Source organism: Mycobacterium sp., assembly GCF_046091765.1.
Lineage (GTDB): Bacteria > Actinomycetota > Actinomycetes > Mycobacteriales > Mycobacteriaceae > Mycobacterium.
Map to the genome: position 1 here is coordinate 19,289 of NZ_JBJTCF010000118.1, position 22,209 is coordinate 41,497.

At 70.0% G+C, this 22,209-nt stretch carries 20 protein-coding genes; 8 read left to right on the forward strand and 12 right to left on the reverse strand.

Going from position 1 to position 22,209, the window contains the following annotated elements:
• The first annotated feature begins 19 nt into the window (after nt 1–19).
• The 4 genes from ACKOB8_RS13695 to ACKOB8_RS13710 all read left to right on the forward strand — a co-directional run bounded on the left by ACKOB8_RS13695 (nt 20) and on the right by ACKOB8_RS13710 (nt 3,495).
• Entirely contained in the window at nt 20–1,348 is a 1,329-nt protein-coding gene (locus tag ACKOB8_RS13695) for a lipase family protein (protein WP_526378149.1), read from the forward strand.
• Between the two features lie 22 nt (nt 1,349–1,370).
• Nucleotides 1,371–1,958 (forward strand): cation efflux transmembrane domain-containing protein, encoded by a 588-nt coding sequence (locus ACKOB8_RS13700; protein WP_526378151.1) that lies wholly within the window; start codon nt 1,371–1,373, stop codon nt 1,956–1,958.
• A gap of 15 nt (nt 1,959–1,973) precedes the next feature.
• Entirely contained in the window at nt 1,974–2,318 is a 345-nt protein-coding gene (locus ACKOB8_RS13705) for a hypothetical protein (protein WP_526378153.1), read from the forward strand.
• Between the two features lie 88 nt (nt 2,319–2,406).
• Entirely contained in the window at nt 2,407–3,495 is a 1,089-nt protein-coding gene (locus ACKOB8_RS13710; RefSeq protein WP_526378155.1) for a tetratricopeptide repeat-containing glycosyltransferase family 2 protein, read from the forward strand.
• A 22-nt stretch (nt 3,496–3,517) separates the two neighbouring features.
• Here ACKOB8_RS13710 and ACKOB8_RS13715 read toward each other — a convergent pair whose 3' ends face one another.
• Genes ACKOB8_RS13715 through bioA form a run of 7 tightly spaced genes read right to left on the reverse strand, consistent with a single transcriptional unit; the run spans nt 3,518 to nt 9,070 of the window.
• Nucleotides 3,518–4,078: a DUF2567 domain-containing protein gene (locus ACKOB8_RS13715; RefSeq protein ID WP_526378157.1), complete on the reverse strand. Its 561-nt coding sequence runs from the start codon at nt 4,076–4,078 to the stop codon at nt 3,518–3,520.
• Nucleotides 4,075–4,302: a biotin synthase auxiliary protein BsaP gene (gene bsaP / locus ACKOB8_RS13720; RefSeq protein ID WP_526378159.1), complete on the reverse strand. Its 228-nt coding sequence runs from the start codon at nt 4,300–4,302 to the stop codon at nt 4,075–4,077. The genes ACKOB8_RS13715 and bsaP overlap by 4 nt, the downstream gene beginning before the upstream one ends.
• A gap of 13 nt (nt 4,303–4,315) precedes the next feature.
• Nucleotides 4,316–5,344 carry a biotin synthase BioB gene (bioB, locus tag ACKOB8_RS13725; RefSeq protein ID WP_526378161.1) on the reverse strand — a complete coding sequence of 343 codons (1,029 nt, stop codon included), beginning with the start codon at nt 5,342–5,344 and terminating at the stop codon, nt 4,316–4,318.
• Nucleotides 5,345–5,348: 4 nt separating this feature from the next.
• Complete coding sequence (locus ACKOB8_RS13730; RefSeq protein WP_526378163.1) at nt 5,349–5,870, reverse strand: 2'-5' RNA ligase family protein; 522 nt, start codon at nt 5,868–5,870, stop codon at nt 5,349–5,351.
• 1 nt (nt 5,871) lies between these two features.
• Nucleotides 5,872–6,555: a dethiobiotin synthase gene (gene bioD / locus ACKOB8_RS13735; RefSeq protein WP_526378165.1), complete on the reverse strand. Its 684-nt coding sequence runs from the start codon at nt 6,553–6,555 to the stop codon at nt 5,872–5,874.
• Nucleotides 6,552–7,727, reverse strand: a complete 1,176-nt coding sequence (gene bioF, locus ACKOB8_RS13740) for an 8-amino-7-oxononanoate synthase (RefSeq protein WP_526378167.1) — start codon at nt 7,725–7,727, stop codon at nt 6,552–6,554. The genes bioD and bioF overlap by 4 nt, the downstream gene beginning before the upstream one ends.
• Nucleotides 7,728–7,768: 41 nt before the next feature.
• A complete protein-coding gene (gene bioA, locus ACKOB8_RS13745) occupies nt 7,769–9,070 on the reverse strand; it encodes an adenosylmethionine--8-amino-7-oxononanoate transaminase (RefSeq protein WP_526378187.1) in 1,302 nt (433 codons plus the stop codon).
• 41 nt (nt 9,071–9,111) lie between these two features.
• On the opposite strand from bioA, the gene sucT reads away from it, so the two are divergent.
• The 4 genes from sucT to treZ are packed head-to-tail and all read left to right on the forward strand — an operon-like array spanning nt 9,112 to nt 17,576.
• Nucleotides 9,112–11,292, forward strand: a complete 2,181-nt coding sequence (sucT, locus tag ACKOB8_RS13750) for an acetyltransferase SucT (RefSeq protein WP_526378169.1) — start codon at nt 9,112–9,114, stop codon at nt 11,290–11,292.
• A gap of 42 nt (nt 11,293–11,334) precedes the next feature.
• On the forward strand, nt 11,335–13,485 hold the full coding sequence (glgX, locus tag ACKOB8_RS13755) for a glycogen debranching protein GlgX (protein ID WP_526378171.1): 2,151 nt from the start codon (nt 11,335–11,337) through the stop codon (nt 13,483–13,485).
• Nucleotides 13,486–13,502: 17 nt separating this feature from the next.
• Nucleotides 13,503–15,827 carry a malto-oligosyltrehalose synthase gene (gene treY, locus ACKOB8_RS13760; protein ID WP_526378173.1) on the forward strand — a complete coding sequence of 775 codons (2,325 nt, stop codon included), beginning with the start codon at nt 13,503–13,505 and terminating at the stop codon, nt 15,825–15,827.
• 6 nt (nt 15,828–15,833) lie between these two features.
• Nucleotides 15,834–17,576, forward strand: coding sequence for a malto-oligosyltrehalose trehalohydrolase (treZ, locus tag ACKOB8_RS13765; protein WP_526378175.1), 1,743 nt, complete (start codon nt 15,834–15,836; stop codon nt 17,574–17,576).
• Here treZ and ilvA read toward each other — a convergent pair.
• From ilvA to ACKOB8_RS13790, 5 genes are all read right to left on the reverse strand, one after another.
• Nucleotides 17,564–18,844: a threonine ammonia-lyase gene (gene ilvA / locus ACKOB8_RS13770; RefSeq protein ID WP_526378177.1), complete on the reverse strand. Its 1,281-nt coding sequence runs from the start codon at nt 18,842–18,844 to the stop codon at nt 17,564–17,566. The genes treZ and ilvA overlap by 13 nt on opposite strands.
• 29 nt (nt 18,845–18,873) lie before the next feature.
• A complete protein-coding gene (locus tag ACKOB8_RS13775) occupies nt 18,874–19,311 on the reverse strand; it encodes a nitroreductase family deazaflavin-dependent oxidoreductase (RefSeq protein WP_526378179.1) in 438 nt (145 codons plus the stop codon).
• Nucleotides 19,302–19,916 carry a hypothetical protein gene (locus tag ACKOB8_RS13780; protein WP_526378181.1) on the reverse strand — a complete coding sequence of 205 codons (615 nt, stop codon included), beginning with the start codon at nt 19,914–19,916 and terminating at the stop codon, nt 19,302–19,304. The genes ACKOB8_RS13775 and ACKOB8_RS13780 overlap by 10 nt, the downstream gene beginning before the upstream one ends.
• A 43-nt stretch (nt 19,917–19,959) precedes the next feature.
• Entirely contained in the window at nt 19,960–20,784 is an 825-nt protein-coding gene (locus ACKOB8_RS13785; RefSeq protein WP_526378189.1) for an ISL3 family transposase, read from the reverse strand.
• Nucleotides 20,785–21,150: 366 nt separating this feature from the next.
• Nucleotides 21,151–22,209 (reverse strand): YncE family protein (locus ACKOB8_RS13790; RefSeq protein WP_526378183.1); only part of this gene is annotated, 1,059 nt, incomplete at its 5' end.

A 22,209-nucleotide genomic window follows, 5' to 3' on the forward strand; every position in this document is an offset into this window, starting at 1 on the left:
AAGGCACAATGCACAGGTTATGACGAGCGCGCACGAGGCGGTCCGTCCGGAATGGATCGGCCGGGCCCCGCATGAGGAACTCGACCGGGGCCGGCCCGAGCTGCCCGCCCGGGATCCGTTCTACCGTCCACCGGCCGGTTTCCACCACGCCGCGGCGGGCACGGTGCTGCGATCGCGCGACGTCCAGCTGGGCTTTCTCGGGCTGATCCCGCAGCGGGTCCGGGCCGTGCAGTTGCTCTACCGCACCACCGACCGGCACGGGCAGCCGCACGTCACGGTCACCACCGTGCTCGTCCCGGCCGGCCATACGCCCCGGCAGACCCGCCACGTGGTGTCCTATCAGTGCGCGATCGACGCGGTGTCCTCGCGCTGCTTCCCCTCCTATGCGCTGCGCCGGCGGGCCCGGGCGGCCGGGGCACTGGCCCAGCTGGAGTATCTGCTCATCGCCGCCGCGCTGGCCGAGGGCTGGGTGGTCACCGTGCCCGACCACGAGGGCCCGGACGGCAGGTGGGGCACGCCGCACGAGCCGGGCTACCGCGTCCTCGACGGTGTGCGCGCCACCCTGGGGTTCGAACCGCTGGGTCTGGCGGCGGACAGCCGGGTGGGGCTGTGGGGCTACTCCGGCGGCGGACTGGCCAGCGCCTGGGCGGCGGAGGTGCACGCCGACTACGCCCCCGAACTCAACGTGGTCGGCGCGGTACTCGGCTCGCCGGTCGGTGACCTGGGCAACACCTTCCGCCGGCTCAACGGCACCTCCATGTCGGCACTGCCGGCGCTGGTGGTGTCGGCTCTGGCCGACGCCTACCCGGGTTTGCAGCGGGTGATCGACGAGCACGCCACCGACGAGGGACGAGCGCTGCTGCGACGTCTGCAGCGGATGACGACCGCCGAGGCGATCCTGCGGCTGCGCAAGACCGACATGGACCACCTGGTGCACCCCCCCTTGGAGGAGGTGTTGCAGATGGCCGAGGTCCGCGAGGTGTTCGACGCCATCCGGCTGGGCGGCGCCGTGCCGTCGCACCCGGTGCTGATCGTGCAGGCCGTCCACGATTCGGTGATCGCGGTGGGCGACATCGACGACCTCGCCCAGCGCTACACCGCCGGCGGCGCGCGGGTGACCTACCATCGCGACGCGTTCAGCGAGCACATGCTGTTACATCCGATGTCCGCACCGATGACACTGCGCTGGCTCACCGACAGATTCGCCGGTGCGCCCCTCGACGCCCACCGTGTGCGCACCACATGGCCCACCCTGTTCAACCCGATCACCTATGCGGGGATGTGGCGTCTGGGCCGCATCGTGGCCCGGGTCGTCCGGGGCGCCCGGGTTCCGTTCCGCCCGCTGTGAACCCGCGTGGTTGGATCGGCGCATGACTGCCGGCATGTCCCCCGACGATGCGCCCCGGCGGACCCGCACCGATCCGGCACGCCGGGAGGCGGCGGCGCTGAGACTCTCGGTCGTGGGGGCGCTCGTCCTGGCCGTCGTCGGGATCGTGTGGGGGCTGGTGGTGTCCTCCCAGGTCATCCTCTTCGACGGCCTGTACTCGGTGATCGGCTTCGTGCTGGCATGGCTGAGCCTGCGAGCCGCCGACCTCGTCGAGCGGGGTCCCACGCCCACCTACCCGTTCGGCCTGGAAGCCCTGGCACCCCTGGTCGTCGCGGTCCAGGCGCTGGTGCTGCTCGGCACCTTCGGCTACGCCGCCGTCGACGCGGTCGGCGTGCTGCTGCGCGGCGGGTCGCAGACGGAGTTGGGCCCCGCCCTGGCCTACGGAATCCTGTCCCTGGTCGCCTGCACCCTCGCCTACGTGGTGATGGTGCGCGCGCAGCACGACTCCGAACTGGTGGCCGCCGAGGCGATCCAGTGGCGGGCCGCGGTGGTCCTCGGCGCGGCGATGACGATCGGGTTCGGCATCGCGGTCGCGCTGACCAGGACCCGGTGGGCGGGAGCGGCCCCCTAGGCCGATCCCCTGCTCGTGCTCGTCGCGGCCGCACTGATCCTGCCCGCACCGGTGCGCATGCTGCGCCTGTCGTTCCGCGAGCTGCTCGAGGGCATCCCCGACGCCGAGGTCGCCGGCCCGATCAACGCCGCGATCGCCAAGGTCCACGCCGACTTCGGCCTGCCGGAACCCACGGCGCGGATGGGCAAGCTGGGCCGCAAGATTTATCTCGACCTCGACTTCCTGGTCGGTGAGGACGAGGGCTGGACGGTGGACCATGCCGACCAGGTACACCGACAGCTGCAAACCGAGCTTTCCGAGCCGGGCCGGCTGCTGTGGATCAACGTCGAGTTGCACACCGACCCGAACTGGGACGACTGAACCCACGTTCGCGTTCGCTGTACAGTCCCGGTATCCGTGTGCCCGACGCGCCTCAGGAGGCAGCGGCGTGATCGCTCTGAGTTTGTGCATGATCGTCAAAAACGAGCAGGACACCCTGGGGCGTTGCCTGGAATCGGTGGCCGGGGTCTTCGACGACATCGTGGTCGCCGACACCGGCTCCACCGACGACACCATCTCGGTCGCACCCCAATTCGGGGCGCGGGTGATCGACTTCGGATGGATCGACGACTTCGCTGCGGCGCGCAACTTCTGCTTCCGGCACGCCGCCCATGACCATGTCATGTGGCTGGATGCTGACGACGTGCTCGCGGCGCAGGACCGGGAGAAGCTGCTCGCACTCAAAGGCAGTCTCGACGCCGGGATCGATGCGGTGTCGATGCTCTATCACACCGAGTTCGACGCCGCGGGCAACGTCACCGCCAGCAACCGGCGGTTTCGCATCGTGCGCAGATCGAAGGGCTTCACCTGGGTCGGTGTGGTCCACGAGGATCTCGTGACGAACGAGAACTTCACCTACCACGACTCCGACATCGTGGTGACGCACCGCAAGCCTGCCGAGGAGTCCGGCCGGTCCCGGCGCAATCTGCTGATTCTGGAAAAACTGATCACCGAGGGCCGCGCGGTGCGACCGATCGACATCCTCAACTACGCCCGAGAACTGGAGATGCACAGGGAGTTCGACCGCGCGATCCCGTTCTACGAGCAGTTCCTCGCCAGCGCGGAGGGCACCGTCGACGTTCGGGTGTTCGCGCTGCACAAGTTGGCCACCTGCTACTACATGACCGGCAACCTGGACGGCGAATGGCAGTGCACCCTGCGGTCGCTCGAACTCGACGTTCCGCGGCCCGAGTTCAGCTGCCGCGTCGGCGAACGATTCCTGGCCCGCAACCAGTTCCGCCAGGCGGCCTTCTGGTACGAACTGGCGCTGCGCGAGGAGCACACCATCGGTGCCTGGTCGATCGACAGCCATCCGGTCCGGACGTGGCTGCCGCACAAGCAGCTGGGCCTGTGCTACTACCAACTCGGCGACTACCGGCGCTCGCTGCACCACAACCAGCAGGCCGCGCGTTATCTGCCCGACGACGCGGACGTCGCGACCAACATCGGCGTGCTGGAGGACCTGCTGCGCCAGACACCGACCGCGCCGCCCCGCTAGCAGCGGCGGAGGTGCCGGTGGGTCAGCCCAAGTCGTCCCGCGGGGTGGCCACCGTCAGCAGCGCGTAGACCAGCGCCGCCACCGCGGCCGGCAGCAGCAGCGTGACGCAGACCTGCAGCGGGCTGTGCCCGAAGAACACCGGCGGCGCCTCGGTGAAGTAGTGCACCCGGTTCTCCGGGCTCAGCGGCACCGCGCGGTCCGGGGTGCCGTAGCGCCGGTGCGCCAGCGCCGCTCCGATCCCGGCCGCCGTCGCTCCCGCGGCGATCTGACCGATCCACAGCGCGGTGGCCTGCAGTGGGCCGCGGTGCGTGCGCCACTGCCACACCGCCACCGCCGAGACCACCGCCAGCAGGGTGAGCAGGCCGAGCAGCATCGACGCGGCGACGAACAGGTTGTCGGCCTCGCGACCGAGGAAGCCGTCCACCCGCTCGCCGTCGCGCCGCAGCGCGACCAGGGTGTGGATGGGCGGGGCGATCTGCGCCCAGACCGCTCCCAGTGCGGCCCCGCACGCGGTCAGGCCCGCGACGGTGACCGCGCCGGCCCGCGCCGAGCGGTACGGGCGTCGCACCGGTGCAGCGGTCACCGGTGTTCCTCCACCTCGGCGGAGTCGATCCGGCCGTGCCGCGAGCACGCCGCCCACCACCCGTCGGGGCGCACCTGCACCACCATCCGCCGTCCGCACCCGGCACAGAACCGGGGCGGCTCCAGACCCAGCCGGGCCGCCGCGGGGGTGTCCCCGCCGGCCGGCTCACCGGTGTAGACGTTGAACATGCCGGCGCCGACCACCGCCGGCAGCTGATCCGCCATGTCCTACAGGGTCCTACAGGGTGGCGTTGAGGGCCTTGAGCGGCATCCTCAGATCGCTGAGCAGTTCCAGGTCGGCCTCGGCGGAGCGGCCCAGCGTGGTCAGGTAGTTGCCGACGATCACCGCGTTGATCCCGCCGAGGATGCCCCGCCGTGCGCCGAGATCGCCGAGGGTGAGCTCCCGCCCGCCGGCGAAGCGCAGCATGGTCCGCGGCAGCGCCAGCCGGAACGCGCCGACGGCCTTGAGCGCCTCGGCGGCCGGCATCACCTGGAGGTCGCCGAACGGCGTGCCGGGGCGGGGGTTGAGGAAGTTCAGCGGCACTTCGTGCGGATCGAGTTCGGCCAGTTCGGCGGCGAACTCAGCGCGCTGCTCCAGCGTCTCGCCCATGCCCAGGATGCCGCCGCAGCAGACCTCCATCCCGGCCTCGCGCACCAGGTGCAGGGTGTCCCAGCGCTCCTCCCACGTGTGGGTGGTCACCACCTCGGGGAAAAACGATCGCGCGGTCTCCAGGTTGTGGTTGTAGCGGTGCACGCCCATGCCGGCCAGCCGATCCACCTGCTCGGCGTCGAGCATCCCCAGCGAGCAGGCGATGTTGATCTCCACCTCGTCGCGGATGGCCTCGATGCCCGCGGCGACCTGAGCCAGCAGTCGCTCGTCGGGACCGCGCACCGCCGCGACGATGCAGAATTCGGTGGCACCGGATTTCGCGGTCTGTTTGGCGGCCTCGACCAGGCTGGGAACATCCAGCCAGGCGCTGCGCACCGGCGACGCGAACAGCCCGGACTGCGCACAGAAGTGACAGTCCTCCGGACAACCCCCGGTCTTGAGGCTGATGATGCCCTCGACCTCGACCTCGGGCCCGCACCAGCGCATCCGCACCTCGTGGGCCAGGCCCAGCAGGTCGTCGAGCCGCTCATCGGGCAGCCGCAGCACCTCGAGCACCTGCTCGCGGTCCAGTCCCCGGCCGGCCTCGAGTACCTGCCGGCGCGCCACGGTGAGGATGTCGGACTGTCCGGTGTCGCTGGTATCGCCGGTCACGGCCATCAGGTTAGTGCAGCAGATGATCGGTGCGCGCATCGCTGTCCCAGCGCCGCAGCTGCACGGCACCGCCCGCCAGTTCTGCGCCCTGCCCGTCGGTGACCGCGAGTGCGGCACCGATCTCGGTCTGGGCGAACCGCCGGCCCAGCGTGACGTGGGGAGTCCAGTGACCCGGCGCGCAGTGACCGAAGGGCGTGTCGGTCCACGGCAGACAGCGGCGGTACACCTCTTCGTGCAGCGTCAGCAGCGCCGCCGAGGGCACGACCAGCCGGGCCAGGGTCATCCGCGGCCCGCCGAACACCAGCGGGGCACCCAGCACGCACGGCAGCGGCAGCAGGTCGCGCAGGTCGCGCAGCGCGTCGTCGACGACGGGATCGAGGGAGCGCGCCGCCAGCAGGGTGAGGTGCGGCCGATTGGTCGACGACGTCACCCGCTGTTGGCTGGGCAGACCCGCGTCGTCCAGCGCCCGCCACTGTCGCCGGATCGCCGCATCGGTGTCGGCGTCGAGCAGCAACTCGATGGAGTGCGCCACCTCAGGTCAGCCCCGCAACCCACCCGGGATCGAAAACCCGACGGCTCATTTCGGCGAACTCCGGTGGCGTCAGCCCGCCTGATCCCGCGGGCAGCACGGCGCGCACCGGTGCGAACCGGCCCAGCGTCGCGCGGTTGTAGCTCTCGGCGGCGCCGGGAACCGGCGGCCAGGCACCGATCACCAGTCCGGCACAGCCCACCCGGTGGCGGGCAAGGGCTTCCACGGTCAGCGCGGTGTGGTTGAGGGTTCCCAGACCGGCCCGGCAGACCACCAGAACCGGGGCCCGCAGATCGTGGGCCACATCGCGCAGGGTCGCCCCGCCGGCGGCGATTTCGACGAGCAGCCCACCGGCACCCTCGACCAGGGTCAGCCGGCCGGGCCGGTCGACGGCCCGCACCGCCGCGACGAGTTCACCGAGACCGGGCAGCGGCTGGCCGTCGACCGCCGCGGCAGCGGCCGGTGCCAGCGGCTCGCGGTAGCTGGCCACCCCCACCAGCTCGCCCACCCCGGCCAGCCGGCCGATTTCGGCCAGATCGCCGTCGTCGCCGCCCGCGGTCACGCCGGTCTGCACCGGCTTGCACACCGCGACCTCCCCGCCGGCGGTCCGTACCGCGCTGGCCAGCGCGGCGGTGGCGATGGTCTTGCCGACACCGGTGTCGGTGCCGGTGACGACGAGGATGCTCACGCTTCGGCGGACGGCGCCCCGGAGAGCACCCCGGACAGCACCCGGCGAGCGAAGTCCAGCTCCCCGGCGGTGAGCGAGGCCCGGGCGGTCAGCCGCAGCCGCGAGGTGCCGGGCGGAACCGAGGGCGGACGGAAGCAGCCCACCAGGACACCGGCCTGCAGGCAGGCGGCGGCCGCCGCCACGGCGGCCTCGGGTGTGCCGCGGATCACCGAGACGACCGCCGACTGCGGTTCGGCGACACCGCACGCCTGTGCCAGGGCTGCGGCGTTGCCCAGCACGGCGGCCGCACGCCACGGCTCAGCGATCAGCACCTGCAGCGCGGCCAGCGCCGACCCGGCTGCCGCCGGAGCCAGCCCGGTGTCGAAGATGAATGGCCGCGCGGTGTTGATCAGATGGTCGCGCACCGGTTCGGGGCCCAGCACCGCACCGCCCTGGCTGCCCAGCGCCTTGGACAGCGTCGCCGTCATCACCACGTCGGGCGCGCCGGCCAGGCCCGCTTCGAGCAGCAGGCCGCGTCCGCCGGCACCGCGCACCCCCAGGCCGTGGGCTTCGTCGACCAGCAGGACCGCGCGGTGCTCCCGGCAGACCTCGTGCAGCCTGCGCAGCGGGGCCAGGGCGCCGTCGGTGCTGAAGACCGAATCGGTGACGACCACGGCGCGTTCCTCGCCGCGGGCGGCCAGAGCCGCTGCCACCGCGTCGGCGTCGCGGTGCGGGGTCACCACGACGCGGGCCCGCGACAACCGGCAGGCATCGACCAGTGAGGCATGGCAGGCGGCGTCGGACACCACCAGCGAGCCCGGACCGGACAGGCCGGCCACCGCGGCGAGATTGGCGGTGTAGCCCGACGAGAACACCAGGGCGGCTTCGGCCCCGACGAACCCGGCCAGCTCCGACTCGAGTCGCTGATGCAACTCGGTGTCGCCGGTCACCAGTCGCGATCCGGTCGAGCCCGCGCCCCAGGCGCGCAGCGCCCCGACCCCGGCTTCGACCACCGACGGATGCCCGGACAGGCCCAGATAGTCGTTGGAGGCCAGATCCAGCAGCCCGCGCTCCCCGTTCGCCGAGCGGGGCCGCAGCGAACGGCGCAATCCCGCCTGCGCTCGCTGCCGCCCGGCCGTCTCGAGCCAGGCCAGCGGCGAGGCGTCGGTGCCGGGTGTCACACCAGGGCTCATCGGTTCCCACCCTAGGGCACCCCGGACCCGATCCCGGCGGACTACCCCAGCGCCCGGGCGACCGCGACCATCGCGGCGGTGATCTGCCCGATCTCCCCCGGCGTACAGATGTAGGGGGGCATGGCGTAGATGAGGTTGCGGAACGGGCGCAACCACACGCCGTGGTCCAGCGCCACCGGGGTGGCGGCGCGCAGATCGACCGGCCCGCAGGTCTCGATCACCCCGATCGCCCCGCACACCCGCACGTCGCTGACGGCGGGAAGGGTGCGCGCCGGTTCCAGTCCCGCGGCCAGACCGTCGGCGATCGTCTCGACCCGGGCCCGCCAGTCCTCGCGCAGCAGCAGTTCCACCGAGGCCACCGACACCGCGCACGCCAGCGCGTTGGCCATGAAGGTGGGTCCGTGCATGAGGGCTCCGGCCTCGCCGCCGCTGATGGTCTCGGCGACGCCGCGCGTGCACAGTGTCGCCGCCAGGGTCAGGTAGCCCCCGGTGAGCGCCTTGCCGACGCACATGATGTCCGGACTCACCCCGGCGTGGTCGGCGGCGAACAATTCGCCGGTGCGGCCGAAGCCGGTGGCGATCTCGTCGAAGATCAACAACACGTCGTTGCGGTCGCAGACCGCGCGCAGCTCGGCCAGATAGCGCGGGTCGTGAAAACGCATCCCGCCCGCGCCCTGGACCACCGGCTCGACGATGACGGCGGCCAGCTCATCGGCGTGCGAGACGAGTTGGCGTTCGAACTCCGCGACGTAGCCCGGGTCGAAGGAGCGCGGCACGGGCGGGGCGAACACCTGCTCGGTCAGCACATCGCGCCACAGCGAGTGCATGCCCCCCTCGGGATCGCACACGCTCATCGGGGTGAACGTGTCGCCGTGGTAGCCGCCGCGCCACGTCATCAGTCGCCGTTTGCCGAAACGCCCCGTCGCCCGCCAGTACTGCAGCGCCATCTTGACCGCGACCTCGACGGCCACCGAACCGGAGTCGGTGAAGAACACGGTGTCCAGCCCGGCCGGGGTGATATCGACCAGAAGCTGCGCCAGCCGGGCCGCGGGCTCGTGGGTGAGCCCGCCGAACATCACGTGGTTCATCACCTGAAGCTGACGGCACAGCGCCGCGTCGAGCACCGGATGGCCGTGCCCGTGGATCGCCGTCCACCACGAGGCCATCGCGTCGAGTACCGCGACCTCCGCCCCGTCGCGGATCACCGTCAGCCACGCCCCGTGGGCGGCGACCGCCACGGTCGGCGGGACCGCGTGGGCGCCGACGCCGCTGTAGGGGTGCCAGAGGTGCGCGGCGTCGATCGCGGCGATCTGCTGCGGAGTCAACGCCGACACGCTGGTCAGCCTAGTGGCGGGCGGGAGTTGGGTAGATTGACGTTCCGATCATGTCGACACCCACCCTGATCCGGCCGCCGGCCGCCCCGGGCGAACTCGTGCCCGTGCCCGCGCCCGCGCCCGAGCCCGCACCCCCGCGGCCGACCCGCGACGCCGGCTACCGCCGTGACCTCGACGGGCTGCGGGGCGTGGCCATCGCCCTGGTGGCGATCTTTCACGTCTGGTTCGGGCGGGTCTCCGGCGGTGTCGACGTGTTCCTGGCCCTGTCCGGCTTCTTCTTCGGCAGCTCGCTGCTGCGCTCGGCGCTGAAACCCGGATCCTCGCTGTCGCCGTGGCCACACCTGCGGCGGCTGGCCCGGCGGCTGCTGCCGGCGCTGATCATCGTGCTCGCCGCGGCGAGCGTGCTGACCGTGCTCGTGCAGCCGCAGACCCGCTGGGAGGCGTTCGCCGATCAGGTGCTGGCCAGTTTGGGCTACTACCAGAACTGGGAACTCGCCGCCTCCGCGTCGGACTACCTGCGCGCCGGCGAGACGGTCTCGCCGCTGCAGCACATCTGGTCGATGTCGGTGCAGGGCCAGTTCTACGTCGCCTTCCTGGCGCTGGTGCTGGGGTTCGCCGTGCTGGCCCGGCGCCGGCTGGGTGCCCGGCTTCGGCCGGCCTTCGTCGTGGTCCTGGCGGCCCTGACGGTGGCGTCGTTCTGGTACGCGGTCCTCGCCCACCACGCCGACCAGGCCACCGCGTACTACAACAGCTTCGCCCGGGCCTGGGAGTTGCTGCTCGGAGTGCTGGTCGGCGCGCTGGTGCCCCGGGTCGGCTGGCCGATGTGGCTGCGGACGCTGCTGGCCGCCGTCGGCCTGGCGGCGATCCTGTCGTGCGGCGCGCTGATCGACGGGGTCCGACAGTTTCCCGGTCCCTGGGCGCTGGTGCCGGTGGGCGCCACCATGCTGCTGATCCTCGCCGCCGCCAACACCGGTGCCCGTCCCTCGACCCGCGACCGGGTGCCGCTGCCCAACCGGCTGCTGGCCACCGGCGCCCTGGTGACTCTCGGGGCGATGGCCTACTCGCTGTACCTGTGGCACTGGCCGCTGCTGATCTTCTGGCTGGCCTCCAGCGGCCGACCCCACGCCGGTTTCCTCGACGGGCTGGGCGTCCTGCTGGCCGCCGGGGTCCTGGCCTACCTGACCATGCGCTACATCGAGGAGCCGCTGCGCTACCGGCGCGGGGCGGCACCGGTACCCGCCGTGGCCTGGCGGACCCGGCTGCGTCGGCCGACCATCGTCGGCGGGACCGCGGTGGTGCTGCTGGGCGTGGCGCTGACCGCGACGTCCTTCACCTGGCGCGAACACGTCGCCGTGCAACGAGCCCACGGATCGGAACTGTCCAGCCTGGCCGGCGGGGACTACCCCGGCGCCCGAGCCCTGCTCGACGACGCCCGGGTGCCGCAGCTGCCGTTCCGCCCCACGGTCCTGGAAGCAGCCAAGGATCTGCCCGAGTCCACCAACGACGGCTGCATCAGCGACTTCGACAACGTCAGCGTCATCACCTGCACCTACGGTGACACCTCGGCCGGTCGCACCATCGCGCTGGCGGGCGGATCGCACGCCGAGCACTGGATCACCGCGCTGGACATGCTCGGCCGCCAGCATGGCTTCAAGGTCGTGACCTATCTGAAGATGGGCTGCCCGCTGACCACCGATCCGCTGCCGTTGGTGATGGGCGACAACCGCCCCTACCCGCAATGCCGGGAGTGGAACCGACGGGTGATGGCCAAGCTGATCTCCGATCGCCCGGACTACGTCTTCACCACATCGACGCGGCCCTGGAACATCAAGCCCGGCGACGTGATGCCCGCCACGTACCTAGGAGTATGGAAAGCTCTGACGGACAACAAGATTCCCGTTCTGGCGATGCGCGATACGCCGTGGCTGGTGCGAAACGGAAAGCCCTTCCAGCCGGCGGACTGCCTGGCCAAGGGCGGCGACGCGGAGTCCTGCGGAGTCAAACGCTCCATGGTGCTCTCGGCTCGTAACCAGACGCTGGACTTCGTGGGACGCTTCCCGCGACTGAAAGTCCTCGACATGAGTGACGCCGTGTGCCGCAAGGACATCTGCCGGGCCATCGAGGGAAATGTGCTGGTGTATCACGACGCCCACCATCTGTCGGCCACGTACATGCGCACGATGGCACCCGAACTCGGACGGCAGATCGGCGCGGCGACCGGCTGGTGGTGACAAACCACTCCCGGCGCCGCCCCGGTCGATAAGGTCGATTCCGTGGCGTCGACCGAACCCGCCCGGCTGGTCTGGCCGGGCACCCCCTATCCGCTCGGCGCGACCTACGACGGAGCGGGGACGAACTTCTCGCTGTTCTCCGAAGTGGCCGAGAAGGTCGAGCTGTGCCTTATCGACGGCGGCGCGGAGAGCCGGATCGACCTCGAGGAGGTCGACGGCTTCGTCTGGCACGCCTACCTGCCCAACATCAGCCCCGGGCAGCACTACGGATTCCGCGTGCACGGGCCGTGGGATCCGGCGGCCGGGCTGCGCTGCGACCCCAGCAAGCTGCTGCTCGACCCGTACGGCAAGTCCTTCCACGGCGACTTCGACTTCAGCCAGGCGCTCTATTCCTACGATCTGAACGCGGAGGATCCGGCGTCCGGTGGCACGCCGCCGATGGTGGACTCGCTGGGCCACACCATGACCAGTGTGGTGATCAATCCGTTCTTCGGCTGGGGCTCCGACCAGCCGCCGGGCACCCCCTACCACGAGACCATCATCTACGAGGCGCATGTCCGGGGCATGACCAAGACCCATCCGGGCATACCCGAACAGTTGCGCGGCACCTATGCCGGCCTGGCCCACCCGGCGGTCATCGATCACCTCACCGCACTGAACGTCACCGCCATCGAATTGATGCCGGTGCATCAGTTCATGCACGACAAGCGACTGCTGGACCTGGGACTGCGAAACTACTGGGGCTACAACACGTTCGGCTACCTGGCACCGCACTACCAGTACGCCGCATCTCACGAGCCGGGGACAGCCGTACCGGAGTTCAAGTCGATGGTTCGCGCCTTCCACGAGGCGGGCATCGAGGTGATCCTCGACGTCGTCTACAACCACACCGCCGAGGGTGACCACCTGGGCCCGACAGTCAATTTCCGCGGCATCGACAACGCCGCCTACTACCGATTACTCGACGGTGATCTTCGCCTGTACAAGGACTTCACCGGTACCGGCAACAGCCTCAACGCGCGACATCCGCACACCTTGCAGCTGATCATGGACTCGCTGCGCTACTGGGTGCTCGAGATGCACGTCGACGGGTTCCGGTTCGATCTGGCCGCCACCCTGGCCCGGGAGTTCTACGACGTCGACCGGCTGTCGGCATTCTTCGACCTGGTCCAGCAGGACCCGGTGATCAGCCAGGTCAAACTGATCGCCGAGCCGTGGGACATCGGCGAGGGCGGCTATCAGGTCGGCAACTTCCCCGGGCTGTGGACGGAGTGGAACGGCAAGTACCGCGACACCGTGCGCGACTACTGGCGCGGGGAACCGGCGACGCTGGGCGAGTTCGCCTCCCGGTTGACCGGCTCCTCGGATCTCTACGAGGCCACCGGCCGGCGGCCCGGTGCCAGCATCAACTTCGTCACCTGCCACGACGGGTTCACCCTGGCCGATCTGGTGTCCTACAACCACAAACACAACCAGGCCAACGGCGAGGACAACCGCGACGGCGAGAACCACAACCGGTCGTGGAACTGCGGCGCGGAGGGTCCGACCGACGACCCGGCCGTGATCGAGTTGCGGCACCGCCAGATGCGCAACATCATGGCCACCCTGATGGTCTCGCAGGGCACCCCGATGATCTCCCACGGCGATGAGATCGGACGGACCCAGCGCGGCAACAACAACAGCTACTGCCAGGACTCCGAGCTGTCCTGGATGGACTGGACGCTGGCGCTGGAGAGCTCCGGCGTCAACGCCGACATCCTGGCCTTCACCCGCAAGGTCGCCGCGCTGCGTACCGAGCACCCGGTGTTCCGCCGCCGCCGATTCTTCGAAGGGGCACCGATTCGCAGCGGTGACCAGGTGCGCGACATCGCCTGGTTGACACCCACCGGGCAGGAGATGACACCGGCGGACTGGGGCAGCGGATTCGGCAAGTGCGTCGCGGTGTTCCTCAACGGCGACGCCATCCCCGCCCCCGACTCCCGCGGGCGGCGGGTGGTCGACGACTCGTTCCTGCTGTGCTTCAACGCCCACGACCAGGCGGTGGACTTCGTGGCGCCGGATGCGAACTACGGCACGCGGTGGACAACGGTGATCGACACCGCCGACCCCGACGGGGAAGCCCGGTCGGTCGCCGCCGGCCAGCCGGTCACGGTCGTGGGGCGCTCAATGCTGGTGCTCCAACGGGACCCCTAGCCAGAACCGGTCCGTTGGTGTCCCCTCCGAGGTCCCCCGTCCTGTCGACATACCGGCTGCAGTTGCGCGGCAGTCCCGGGGAGGCGTTCACCTTCGCCGACGCCGAAGCGCTGCTGGACTATCTGGACGCGCTCGGCGTCAGCCACCTCTATCTGTCGCCGATTCTGACCGCCGCGCCCGGCTCGACACACGGCTACGACGTCACCGATCCCACCGCCGTGGCGGCCGAACTCGGCGGGCCCGGCGGACTGGCCCGCCTGGCCGGGGCTGCCCGATGCCGCGGAATGGGGCTGGTGGTCGACATCGTGCCCAATCACGGCGGGGTGGATCCGATCGCGCACGGCCCGTGGTGGTGGGACGTGCTGCGCTACGGCCGCGACTCCGCCTACGCGCACTTCTTCGACGTCGACTGGGCCGGCGATCCGGACGGCCGCATCGCGTTACCGATCCTCGGCGCCGAGGATCAGACGGCCGGGCTGGTCGTCGAGGGCGAGGCGCTGCGGCTGGGCGAGTTGGCCTTCCCGATCGCGCCGGGTACCGCCGACGACGGGGCGCCCGGCCCGGTCGTCCACGACCGCCAGCACTACCGGCTGGTCGACTGGCACACCGGGAGGTGCGGATACCGGCGGTTCGTCGCCGTCAGCGCGCTGGCGGCGATCCGCCAGGAGGACCCGGAGGTGTTCGCACACAGTCACGCCGAGGTCGCCCGCTGGTTCACCGAGGGCCTCGCCGACGGCGTCCGCGTGGACCACGTGGACGGCCTGGCCGACCCGACCGGCTACCTGGTCCGGTTGCGACGGCTGCTGGGGCCCACCGCCTGGATCGCGATCGAGAAGATCCTCGCCCCCGGCGAGGCCCTGGACCCCGCCCTGCCGGTCGACGGCACCTCCGGCTACGACGTCCTGCGCGAGATCGGCGGAGTGTTCATCGACCCCGCCGGGGCAGACGGCCTGACCGCGCTGGTCGAGTCCGCCGGCTTCCCCTACCGCCGCATGCCGGAGTTGCTGCGCGAGCTGAAGATCCGCGCCGTCAGCGGCGACCTCGGCAGCGAACTCGCCCGGCTGTGCCGTGCCGTCGAGCACGCCGCCGGGCGCCCCCACCCGGGACTGGCCGAGGCGGTGCCCGAGGTGCTGGCCGAGATCGGCGTGTACCGCTGCGACTATCCCGCGCAGACACAGGTCCTGCCGTCGGCGATGAGCCGCACCGCGGCGAGACGCCCCGATCTTCGCGGGGCGCTCGAGGTGCTCGCCGTCGGGCTCGCCGAGGACGTCGAGGTCTCGGCCCGTCTGCACCAGCTGAGCGCGGCGATGACGGCCAAAGCCGTCGAGGACTGCTACTTCTACCGCGACGCCCGACTGGTCGCGCTCAACGAGGTCGGAGGCGACCCGCAGCGGTTCGGCGTCAGCACCGCCGAGTTCCACCAGGCCGCCGCGGCGCGGGCCGAGCGGTGGCCGCACACCATGACCACGCTGTCCACCCACGACACCAAGCGCGGCGAGGATGTCCGCGCCCGTATCGGCGTGCTGTCCCAGGTGCCCGGGCTGTGGGCGGCGTTGGTGGCCCGCTGGCAACAGTGGGCTCCCCCGCCGGATCGGATGACCGGACTGTTTCTGTGGCAGAACATTTTCGGCGTCTGGCCCGCCGGCGGCGAGGTCACCGACGGGCTGCGGATACGGCTGCACGCCTACGCCGACAAGGCGATCCGCGAGGCGGGCCTGCACACCTGCTGGACCGATCCCGACCGGAACTTCGAGCGCTCCGTGCACCGCTGGCTCGACACCGTGCTGGACGGGCCGGTTGCGACAGGGTTGGCCGATCTAGTAAGCCGGCTGGACCCGCACGCGCGCAACGACGCCCTCGGCCAGAAGCTGCTGGCGCTCACCGTTCCCGGGATCCCCGACGTCTACCAGGGCACTGAGTTGTGGGAGGACAGCCTGGTCGATCCGGACAACCGGCGCCCGGTGGACTTCGCGGCGCTGCGCAGCGAACTGGCCCGGCAGCAGCATCCGAAGATGCGGGTGGTGAGCGCGGCACTGCACGCGCGCCGCGCTCACCCCGAGACCTTTCGCAACGGCGGGTACCACCCGATGCTCGGCCGCGGCACGGCCGCCGAGCACCTCGTCGCTTTCCGGCGCGGCGCGCAGGTCTCGGCCGAGGTCCTGGTGGCGGTGAGCCGCTGGACGGTGCGGCTGGCGCAGACCGGCTGGGGCGACACGGTCGTCGACCTCCCCGGCGGCGACTGGACCGACCGGCTCTCCGGTCGGCGCCATCGCGGACTGACCGCCGCGGCCGAGCTGTTCACCGAACTGCCGGTGGCTCTTCTCGAGCGGGCCCGGGGATGATCGCGGATGGCTGAGTTCGCGGTGTGGGCGCCGCTGCCGACGCGGGTGCGGCTCGATGTCGACGGCGCGCTGCATCCGATGACCCGCGACGACGACGGGTGGTGGCGCGGAACCGTCGACTGCGCGCCCGACGCCCGCTACGGATTCGTCCTCGACGACGACACGACCGTGCTGCCCGACCCCCGATCACCCCGCCAGCCCGACGGCGTCCACGGCCGTTCGCAGTTGTGGGACCCGAAGCGATTCGGGTGGACCGACGCCGGCTGGCCGGGCCGCACCGTCGAGGGTGCGGTGATCTACGAACTGCACACCGGCACCTTCACCCCGGAGGGCACCTTCGACGCGGCCATCGCCAAACTGGACTATCTGGCCGAACTCGGTGTCGACTTCGTCGAGCTGATGCCCGTCAACGCCTTCGACGGCGACCGCGGCTGGGGTTACGACGGGGTGCTGTGGTTCGCGGTGCACGAACCCTACGGCGGCCCCGACGGTCTGGCGCGCCTGGTCGATGCCTGTCACGCTCGCGGCCTGGGCCTGCTCATCGATGTCGTGTTCAACCACTTCGGCCCCTCCGGCAACTGCCTGCCGCGCTTCGGGCCCTACCTTTCGGCGGTGGCCAGCCCGTGGGGCGAAGGGGTCAACCTCAGCGGAACCGGCTCGGCCGAGGTTCGCCGGTATGTCCTGGACTGTGCGCTGCGCTGGATGCGCGACTTCCACGCCGACGGGCTGCGCCTGGATGCGGTGCACGCGCTGGCCGACACCGCCGCGGTGCACATCCTCGAAGAACTCGCCGCCGAGACCGCGGCGCTATCAGACGAGCTGGGCAGGCCGCTGTCGCTGATCGCCGAGAGCGACCTCAACGACCCCCGACTCATCACTCCCACAGATCTCGGCGGGCACGGCATGACCGCACAGTGGAACGACGACGTGCACCACGCGATCCACGCGGCGGTCACCGGCGAGCGGCAAGGCTACTACGTCGACTTCGGGTCGATGGCGACCCTCGCCGACGGCCTGCGCCGCGGCTATGTGCACACCGGGTCCTACTCGGCCTATCGCGGCCGCGCCCATGGCCGCCCGCTGGACACCGCCACCATCCCGGCCACCCGCCTGGTGGCCTACACCTGCACCCACGATCAGGTCGGCAACCGCGCGGCCGGTGACCGGCCGTCGCAGAACCTCGATCCGGGCCAACTGGCGATCAAGGCCGCACTCGTGCTGGCCTCGCCCTACACCGCGATGCTGTTCATGGGCGAGGAGTGGGGTTCGACGCGCCCGTTCCAGTACTTCACCTCCCATACCGACGCCCAGGTGGCGCACGCGACGGTCGAGGGTCGCCGGTCGGAGTTCGCCACCCACGGCTGGGACGCCGAGCAGGTGCCCGACCCGCAGGACCCCGAGACGTTCCTGCGGTCCACCCTCGACTGGGCCGAACACGACCGGCCGGGCCACGCGCAGCTGCGGGAGTTCTACCGCGCGCTGATCCGGCTGCGCCGCACCGAAACCGACCTCGCCGATCCGTGGCTGGGCCATCTGAGGGTCGACGTCGATGAGCAACGCCGCTGGATCCTCATGCACCGCGGCACTCTGGTCATCGCCTGCAATCTGGGCGCCGAACCGGTCAGCGTGCCCGCCGCCGGGACGGTGCTGCTGCAGTGGGGCGACGTCCAGCCCGGCGCGGACGCCACCGGGCTACCCGCGCACTCCGTCGCGGTGATCCGGTCGTCTCCGGTATCTCAGGTGAGATAGCGATAGGCCGGTGAACCCGGCTCCAGTGCCTCGACGTGCAGTCCGGAGGCGGCCATCCGCTCCCGCAGCCCGTCGTAGTCGGCGGCCGATCCCAGTTCGATGCCGACCAGCGCCTCCCCGGTCTCCCGGTTGTTGCGCTTGACGTACTCGAACAGCGTGATGTCGTCGTTGGGGCCCAGCACCTCATCGAGAAAGCGGCGCAGCGCACCGGGTTCCTGCGGGAAGTCCACCAGGAAGTAGTGCTTGAGACCCAGGTGTACCAGCGAGCGCTCCAGCACCTCGCCGTAGCGGGACACGTCGTTGTTGCCGCCGGAGATCAGACACACCACCGTCGAGTCCGGTTCGACGTCCGCCTCCAGCAGACCGGCCACCGACAGCGCGCCGGCGGGCTCGGCGATGATGCCCTCGTTCTGGTAGAGGTCAAGCATCGCCGTGCACACCGCGCCTTCGTCGACGGTGGTCACCGACACCACGTCGCCCGCGGCCGCAAGCGCCTGGAAGGTCAGCACCCCGGCCCGCCTGACCGCCGCCCCGTCAACGAACTGGTCGACGTGGTCGAGGTCCACCGGCTCGCCGGCGGCCAATGCGGCCATCATCGAGGCGGCCCCGGCGGGCTCGACCCCCAGCACCGATGTCTTCAGGGTGCACTGCGCCAGATAGCTGGTGACGCCGGCGATGCAGCCGCCGCCACCGATCCCGACGATCACCAGGTCGGGCTCGGTGTCGATCTGGTCGAGGATCTCCACCGCGATGGTGCCCTGACCGGCGATGGTGCGCGGGTCATCGTAGGGCGGCACCAGCGTCGCACCGGTGCGGGCCACGTCGGCGAGTGCCGCCATGGCGGCCTCGTCGTAGCTGCGCCCGCCGACGATCAATTCAATACAGTCCCCGCCGTGGTAGCGGATCCGGTCGCGCTTCTGCTTCGGGGTCTTTCCGGGGACGTAGACGCGGCCGCGCACCCCCAGCAGCCGGCAGGCCAACGCGAACCCCTGGGCGTGGTTGCCGGCCGACGAGCACACCACACCCGCGGCCAATTGGTCCGCGCTGAGCTGGGACAGCAGGTTGTAGGCACCGCGGATCTTGTAGGACCGCACGACCTGCAGGTCCTCGCGCTTGAGATACACGCGCGCCCCGGTGACCTCCGAGAGCCGGTCGCTGTACTGCAGCGGACTGCGCAGCACGACCGGGGCGATCCGCTCGGCGGCCGCAAAGATGTCGGCCGCCGATACGGGGGCCGACTGCGGGCTACGACTCAGTTCAGCGGACACCGCTCAATGGTGCCACCGGCGGGGCGAAATCAGCGAATCGGGGTCAGCACGAACACCGGAATGTCGCGATCGGTTTTCCGCTGGTAGTCGGCGTAATCGGGCCAGACTTCCAGGGCCCGCTGCCACCAGATCGCCTTCTCCTCGCCGGTGACCTCCCTGGCCTCGTAGTCGGCGGTCCGGGTGCCATCCTGCAGTTCCACATGCGGGTGGGCCTTGATGTTGTGGTACCAGACCGGGTGCTTGGGCGCGCCGCCCAGCGAGGCCACCACCGCATACTCGCCGTTGTGCTCGACCCGCATCAAAGGGGTCTTGCGGATCTTGCCGGTCTTAGCGCCGACGGTGGTCAGCAGCACCACCGGTTTGCCCTTCAACTCGGTGCCCTCGCGGCCGCCGGAGGCCATGTACAGCTCGGCGTTCTCCCGCGCCCAGTCCGAGGTGCTGGGTTCGTATTCTCCGGTCAGCGGCACGGTTCCTCCGTCGTCATCCTCGCCGCTATTGTCGCGGCAATTGCCCGGGCTTGCTCGTTTTCCGCCGCCGAGGTGACTCCGGCCGTCAGCCAGGACACGACCTGGCGCCATTCGTGTGGCAGGAGCCGATAGCGGTCATCGATCGCGGAGATCTCGCTCCAGTTCCCGCCGAACCGGCAGCTGTTCACCAGTTCGGTCATCATCGCTGGGTCGGCGTTGAGGACTAGGGGATCCGGTAGGTGGCAACCCAATGCCTTGGCGAGCACATCGGGTTCGGCGTGAAAGAAGACAGCGAATACCTCGCCGTCGAACTCATAGCTCAGCAGCCAGTCCCTGGTGCCACTGAGCAGCGTCAACTCCTTGCCTGCAGTCTGGGTGGTCCGATAGTCGCGAAAGAGCCGGAAGAAATGTGTGATCGGCCGCGTGAACGGACCCGCGGGTTCACAGGACAGCACCGCGTTGTCGATGCGGTGCGACAGGAACCAGTACGCTTCGGGACGAGGTTGAAGGAATGCCTCGATTCGGGAGTAGAGCGCCGGCACCGGATCCGACCCGGCGTGCAGTTGGGCAAGACTCCGATTGATCCAGTCCGACTCGTCGCCCATCGGGTAGTCGGAGAAAAGACGGCTCTTCCGGGAAGTCCGTGGGTCATGGTGTGGCCGGGCAGAGCTGGAGCCCGCCGAGGTGGAAGTAGATGGCGGTTTTGAAGTGCTCGCGGTTGCGGTAGCCGCGGGCGGAGACCCGGATGGCCTGGATGCGGGAGTTCAGGCCTTCAGCGCCGGCGTTGGTGATCGGGTGGGCGAAGTAGGACAGCAGCCCCGCTTCGTGGCGCTTCAACGTCTTGGCCGCGTCGATGATCGGTTGCAGTCGGCAGTGGGTGGCCCAGAAGTACCAGCGGGCGAAGTGCTTGGCCCCCCAGCCGCGGCGCCGGTAGGACCAGAAGTGGCGCAGGCTCTCCTTGATCGCCCAGGCGCGGGCGGTTTTCAGGTCGCCGGCCCGCAGGGCGGTGAAGCGGTCCTGGTGACGTTCGGGCAGGTTCTCCGCCGAGTACAGCCACAGGTATTTTGAGCCGGCCAGGCTCTTGTCACCGGCCGCGGCCAGGGCCCGGTTCTCCTGCTTGCGCACGGTGTCCACGGCCTTGGTGAGGTAGCCCATCAGGTGGTAGCGGTCGAAGACGATCTTGTCATCGGCGTCGCTCAGGTGCGTGCGTACCGAGGCGGCGAACGGCTCCCACATGTCCATCGCCACCGCGTGGATCTGTTCGAGCTGTTCGGCGGTGAACTTCTGGAAGTAGCCGTCCAGGCTGGCCTGTCGGCGCTCGTCAGCGATGTATTCTACCGTGCCGGCGTCGAGGTCACTGACCACGGTGATGTAGTCCTGGCCCTTGCCTGCCGCTTTCTCATCGACCCCGACATGGGCCGGCGCGCTGGGCGGTTTGATGGCCAGTCCGCGGGCCACGGCACGCTCCATCAGGTGCCACGCCTGGTCCCCCTCGGCTTTCCCCTGTCAGGGAGAGTCAACCGGCGCGATGTCCCGAGTGAAAGGACATCAGCAGTGCGCCGGCCACGGCCACTGATACCGGTTACCCGCGATGAGCGCCGGCCAAACCCCTCGGGTCCCTATCCGAGCGGGTTGAACGCGTTCCGAAGAGAAGGCCACCCTCGGGAATGGGGTTTCCGATCACGGTGTCGGTGGCGGTGTTGATCACCGACACGGTGTTGCTGACCCGGTGAAGCCAGCCCGGTCATGCCGCCGAGCGCCCCACCTATGCCCAGGGCGACGGCAAGGGCGCGTGATGCGGACCCGGGGTTCGGCAGCGCCGCGCACTGTGGTCTTCGATCACAGCGGGCTAAACGCGATTCCGCCTGCGACACCGGCGATAGGGATTTCGGTGACGGCGTTGTTGGCGGTGTTGATCACCGACACGATCCCGGAGCGCTCGCTCGTGACATAGACGCGGGTGCCTGCCGGGTTGACCGCCAACCACTGTGGCGCCACGAGTCCCGCAGGGGAGGAAATGTTCGTGACGTTGTTGTTGGCAGTGTTGATAACCGACACGGAGCTGTCGTTCAGGTTGGCGACGTAGACCCGGGTGTTGGCCACGTTGACCGCCACCCCCCACGGGCTATCCCCGACGGGGATATTGACCGATCCCCCGGCGCTGACTCTCATCACGGTGCCGTCGAAGTAGTTGGCAATGAACACGAAGTTGCCGAACGCAACAACCCCGATCGGGCGCTTGCCCACCGGGGCGGAGGTGATGTTGCCTGTCCTGGTGTTGATCGACGACACGGTGTCGGAGGTGCTGTTGGTGACATAGACGTTGGTGCCGGTCGGGTCGACTGCCACCCCGATCGGGTCGACCCCGACGGGGATCGGGTCACCGATGACCTGGTTGGTGGCTGTGTTGATCTCCGTAACGCTGTCGCTCACATAATTGGTGACGTAGACACGGGTGCCGGCCGGGTTGACCGCCACCCCGTACGGGCCGTTGCCGACGGGGATCGGGTCACCGATGACGAGTTTGTTGGTGTAAGCGCCACTGCCGCCACTGCCGCCGGTGCCGGCGGCGCCGGCCGCGGTGCCAGCAGTTCCGAGACTGCCCGGCAACGCACCTGTTGTGCTGGTGTCGATAACCGACACGCTGTCGCTGCCGTAGTTGGCGACATAGACGCGCCTGCCATCCGGGCTGACCGCCACTCCAAGTGCACCCGATGCCTGTTGCGGCGGACGGCCCCCGTCACCGCTTCGAAGTGACAGGGAGAATTCGACTTTCGGACTGGCGGCCGTCGAATCAATCACCGACAACCTGTTTTGTCCGGCGTTGAAAAAACTGCTGTTGGTGACATAGACGGCGCCGGCCGAGCCTTGGGTCAACCCGCCGCTGCCCCCGTCCCC

What these genes read in the sequence shown, in the direction of transcription:
- ACKOB8_RS13695 (WP_526378149.1), top strand. Translation starts at nt 20, where the DNA reads ATGACGAGCGCGCACGAGGCGGTCCGTCCGGAATGGATCGGCCGGGCC.
- ACKOB8_RS13710 (WP_526378155.1), top strand. Translation starts at nt 2,407, where the DNA reads ATGATCGTCAAAAACGAGCAGGACACCCTGGGGCGTTGCCTGGAATCG.
- treZ (WP_526378175.1), top strand. Translation starts at nt 15,834, where the DNA reads ATGGCTGAGTTCGCGGTGTGGGCGCCGCTGCCGACGCGGGTGCGGCTC.
- bsaP (WP_526378159.1), bottom strand. Translation starts at nt 4,302, where the DNA reads ATGGCGGATCAGCTGCCGGCGGTGGTCGGCGCCGGCATGTTCAACGTC.
- bioB (WP_526378161.1), bottom strand. Translation starts at nt 5,344, where the DNA reads ATGGCCGTGACCGGCGATACCAGCGACACCGGACAGTCCGACATCCTC.
- ACKOB8_RS13700 (WP_526378151.1), top strand. Translation starts at nt 1,371, where the DNA reads ATGACTGCCGGCATGTCCCCCGACGATGCGCCCCGGCGGACCCGCACC.
- ACKOB8_RS13780 (WP_526378181.1), bottom strand. Translation starts at nt 19,916, where the DNA reads ATGGGCGACGAGTCGGACTGGATCAATCGGAGTCTTGCCCAACTGCAC.
- sucT (WP_526378169.1), top strand. Translation starts at nt 9,112, where the DNA reads ATGTCGACACCCACCCTGATCCGGCCGCCGGCCGCCCCGGGCGAACTC.
- bioF (WP_526378167.1), bottom strand. Translation starts at nt 7,727, where the DNA reads ATGAGCCCTGGTGTGACACCCGGCACCGACGCCTCGCCGCTGGCCTGG.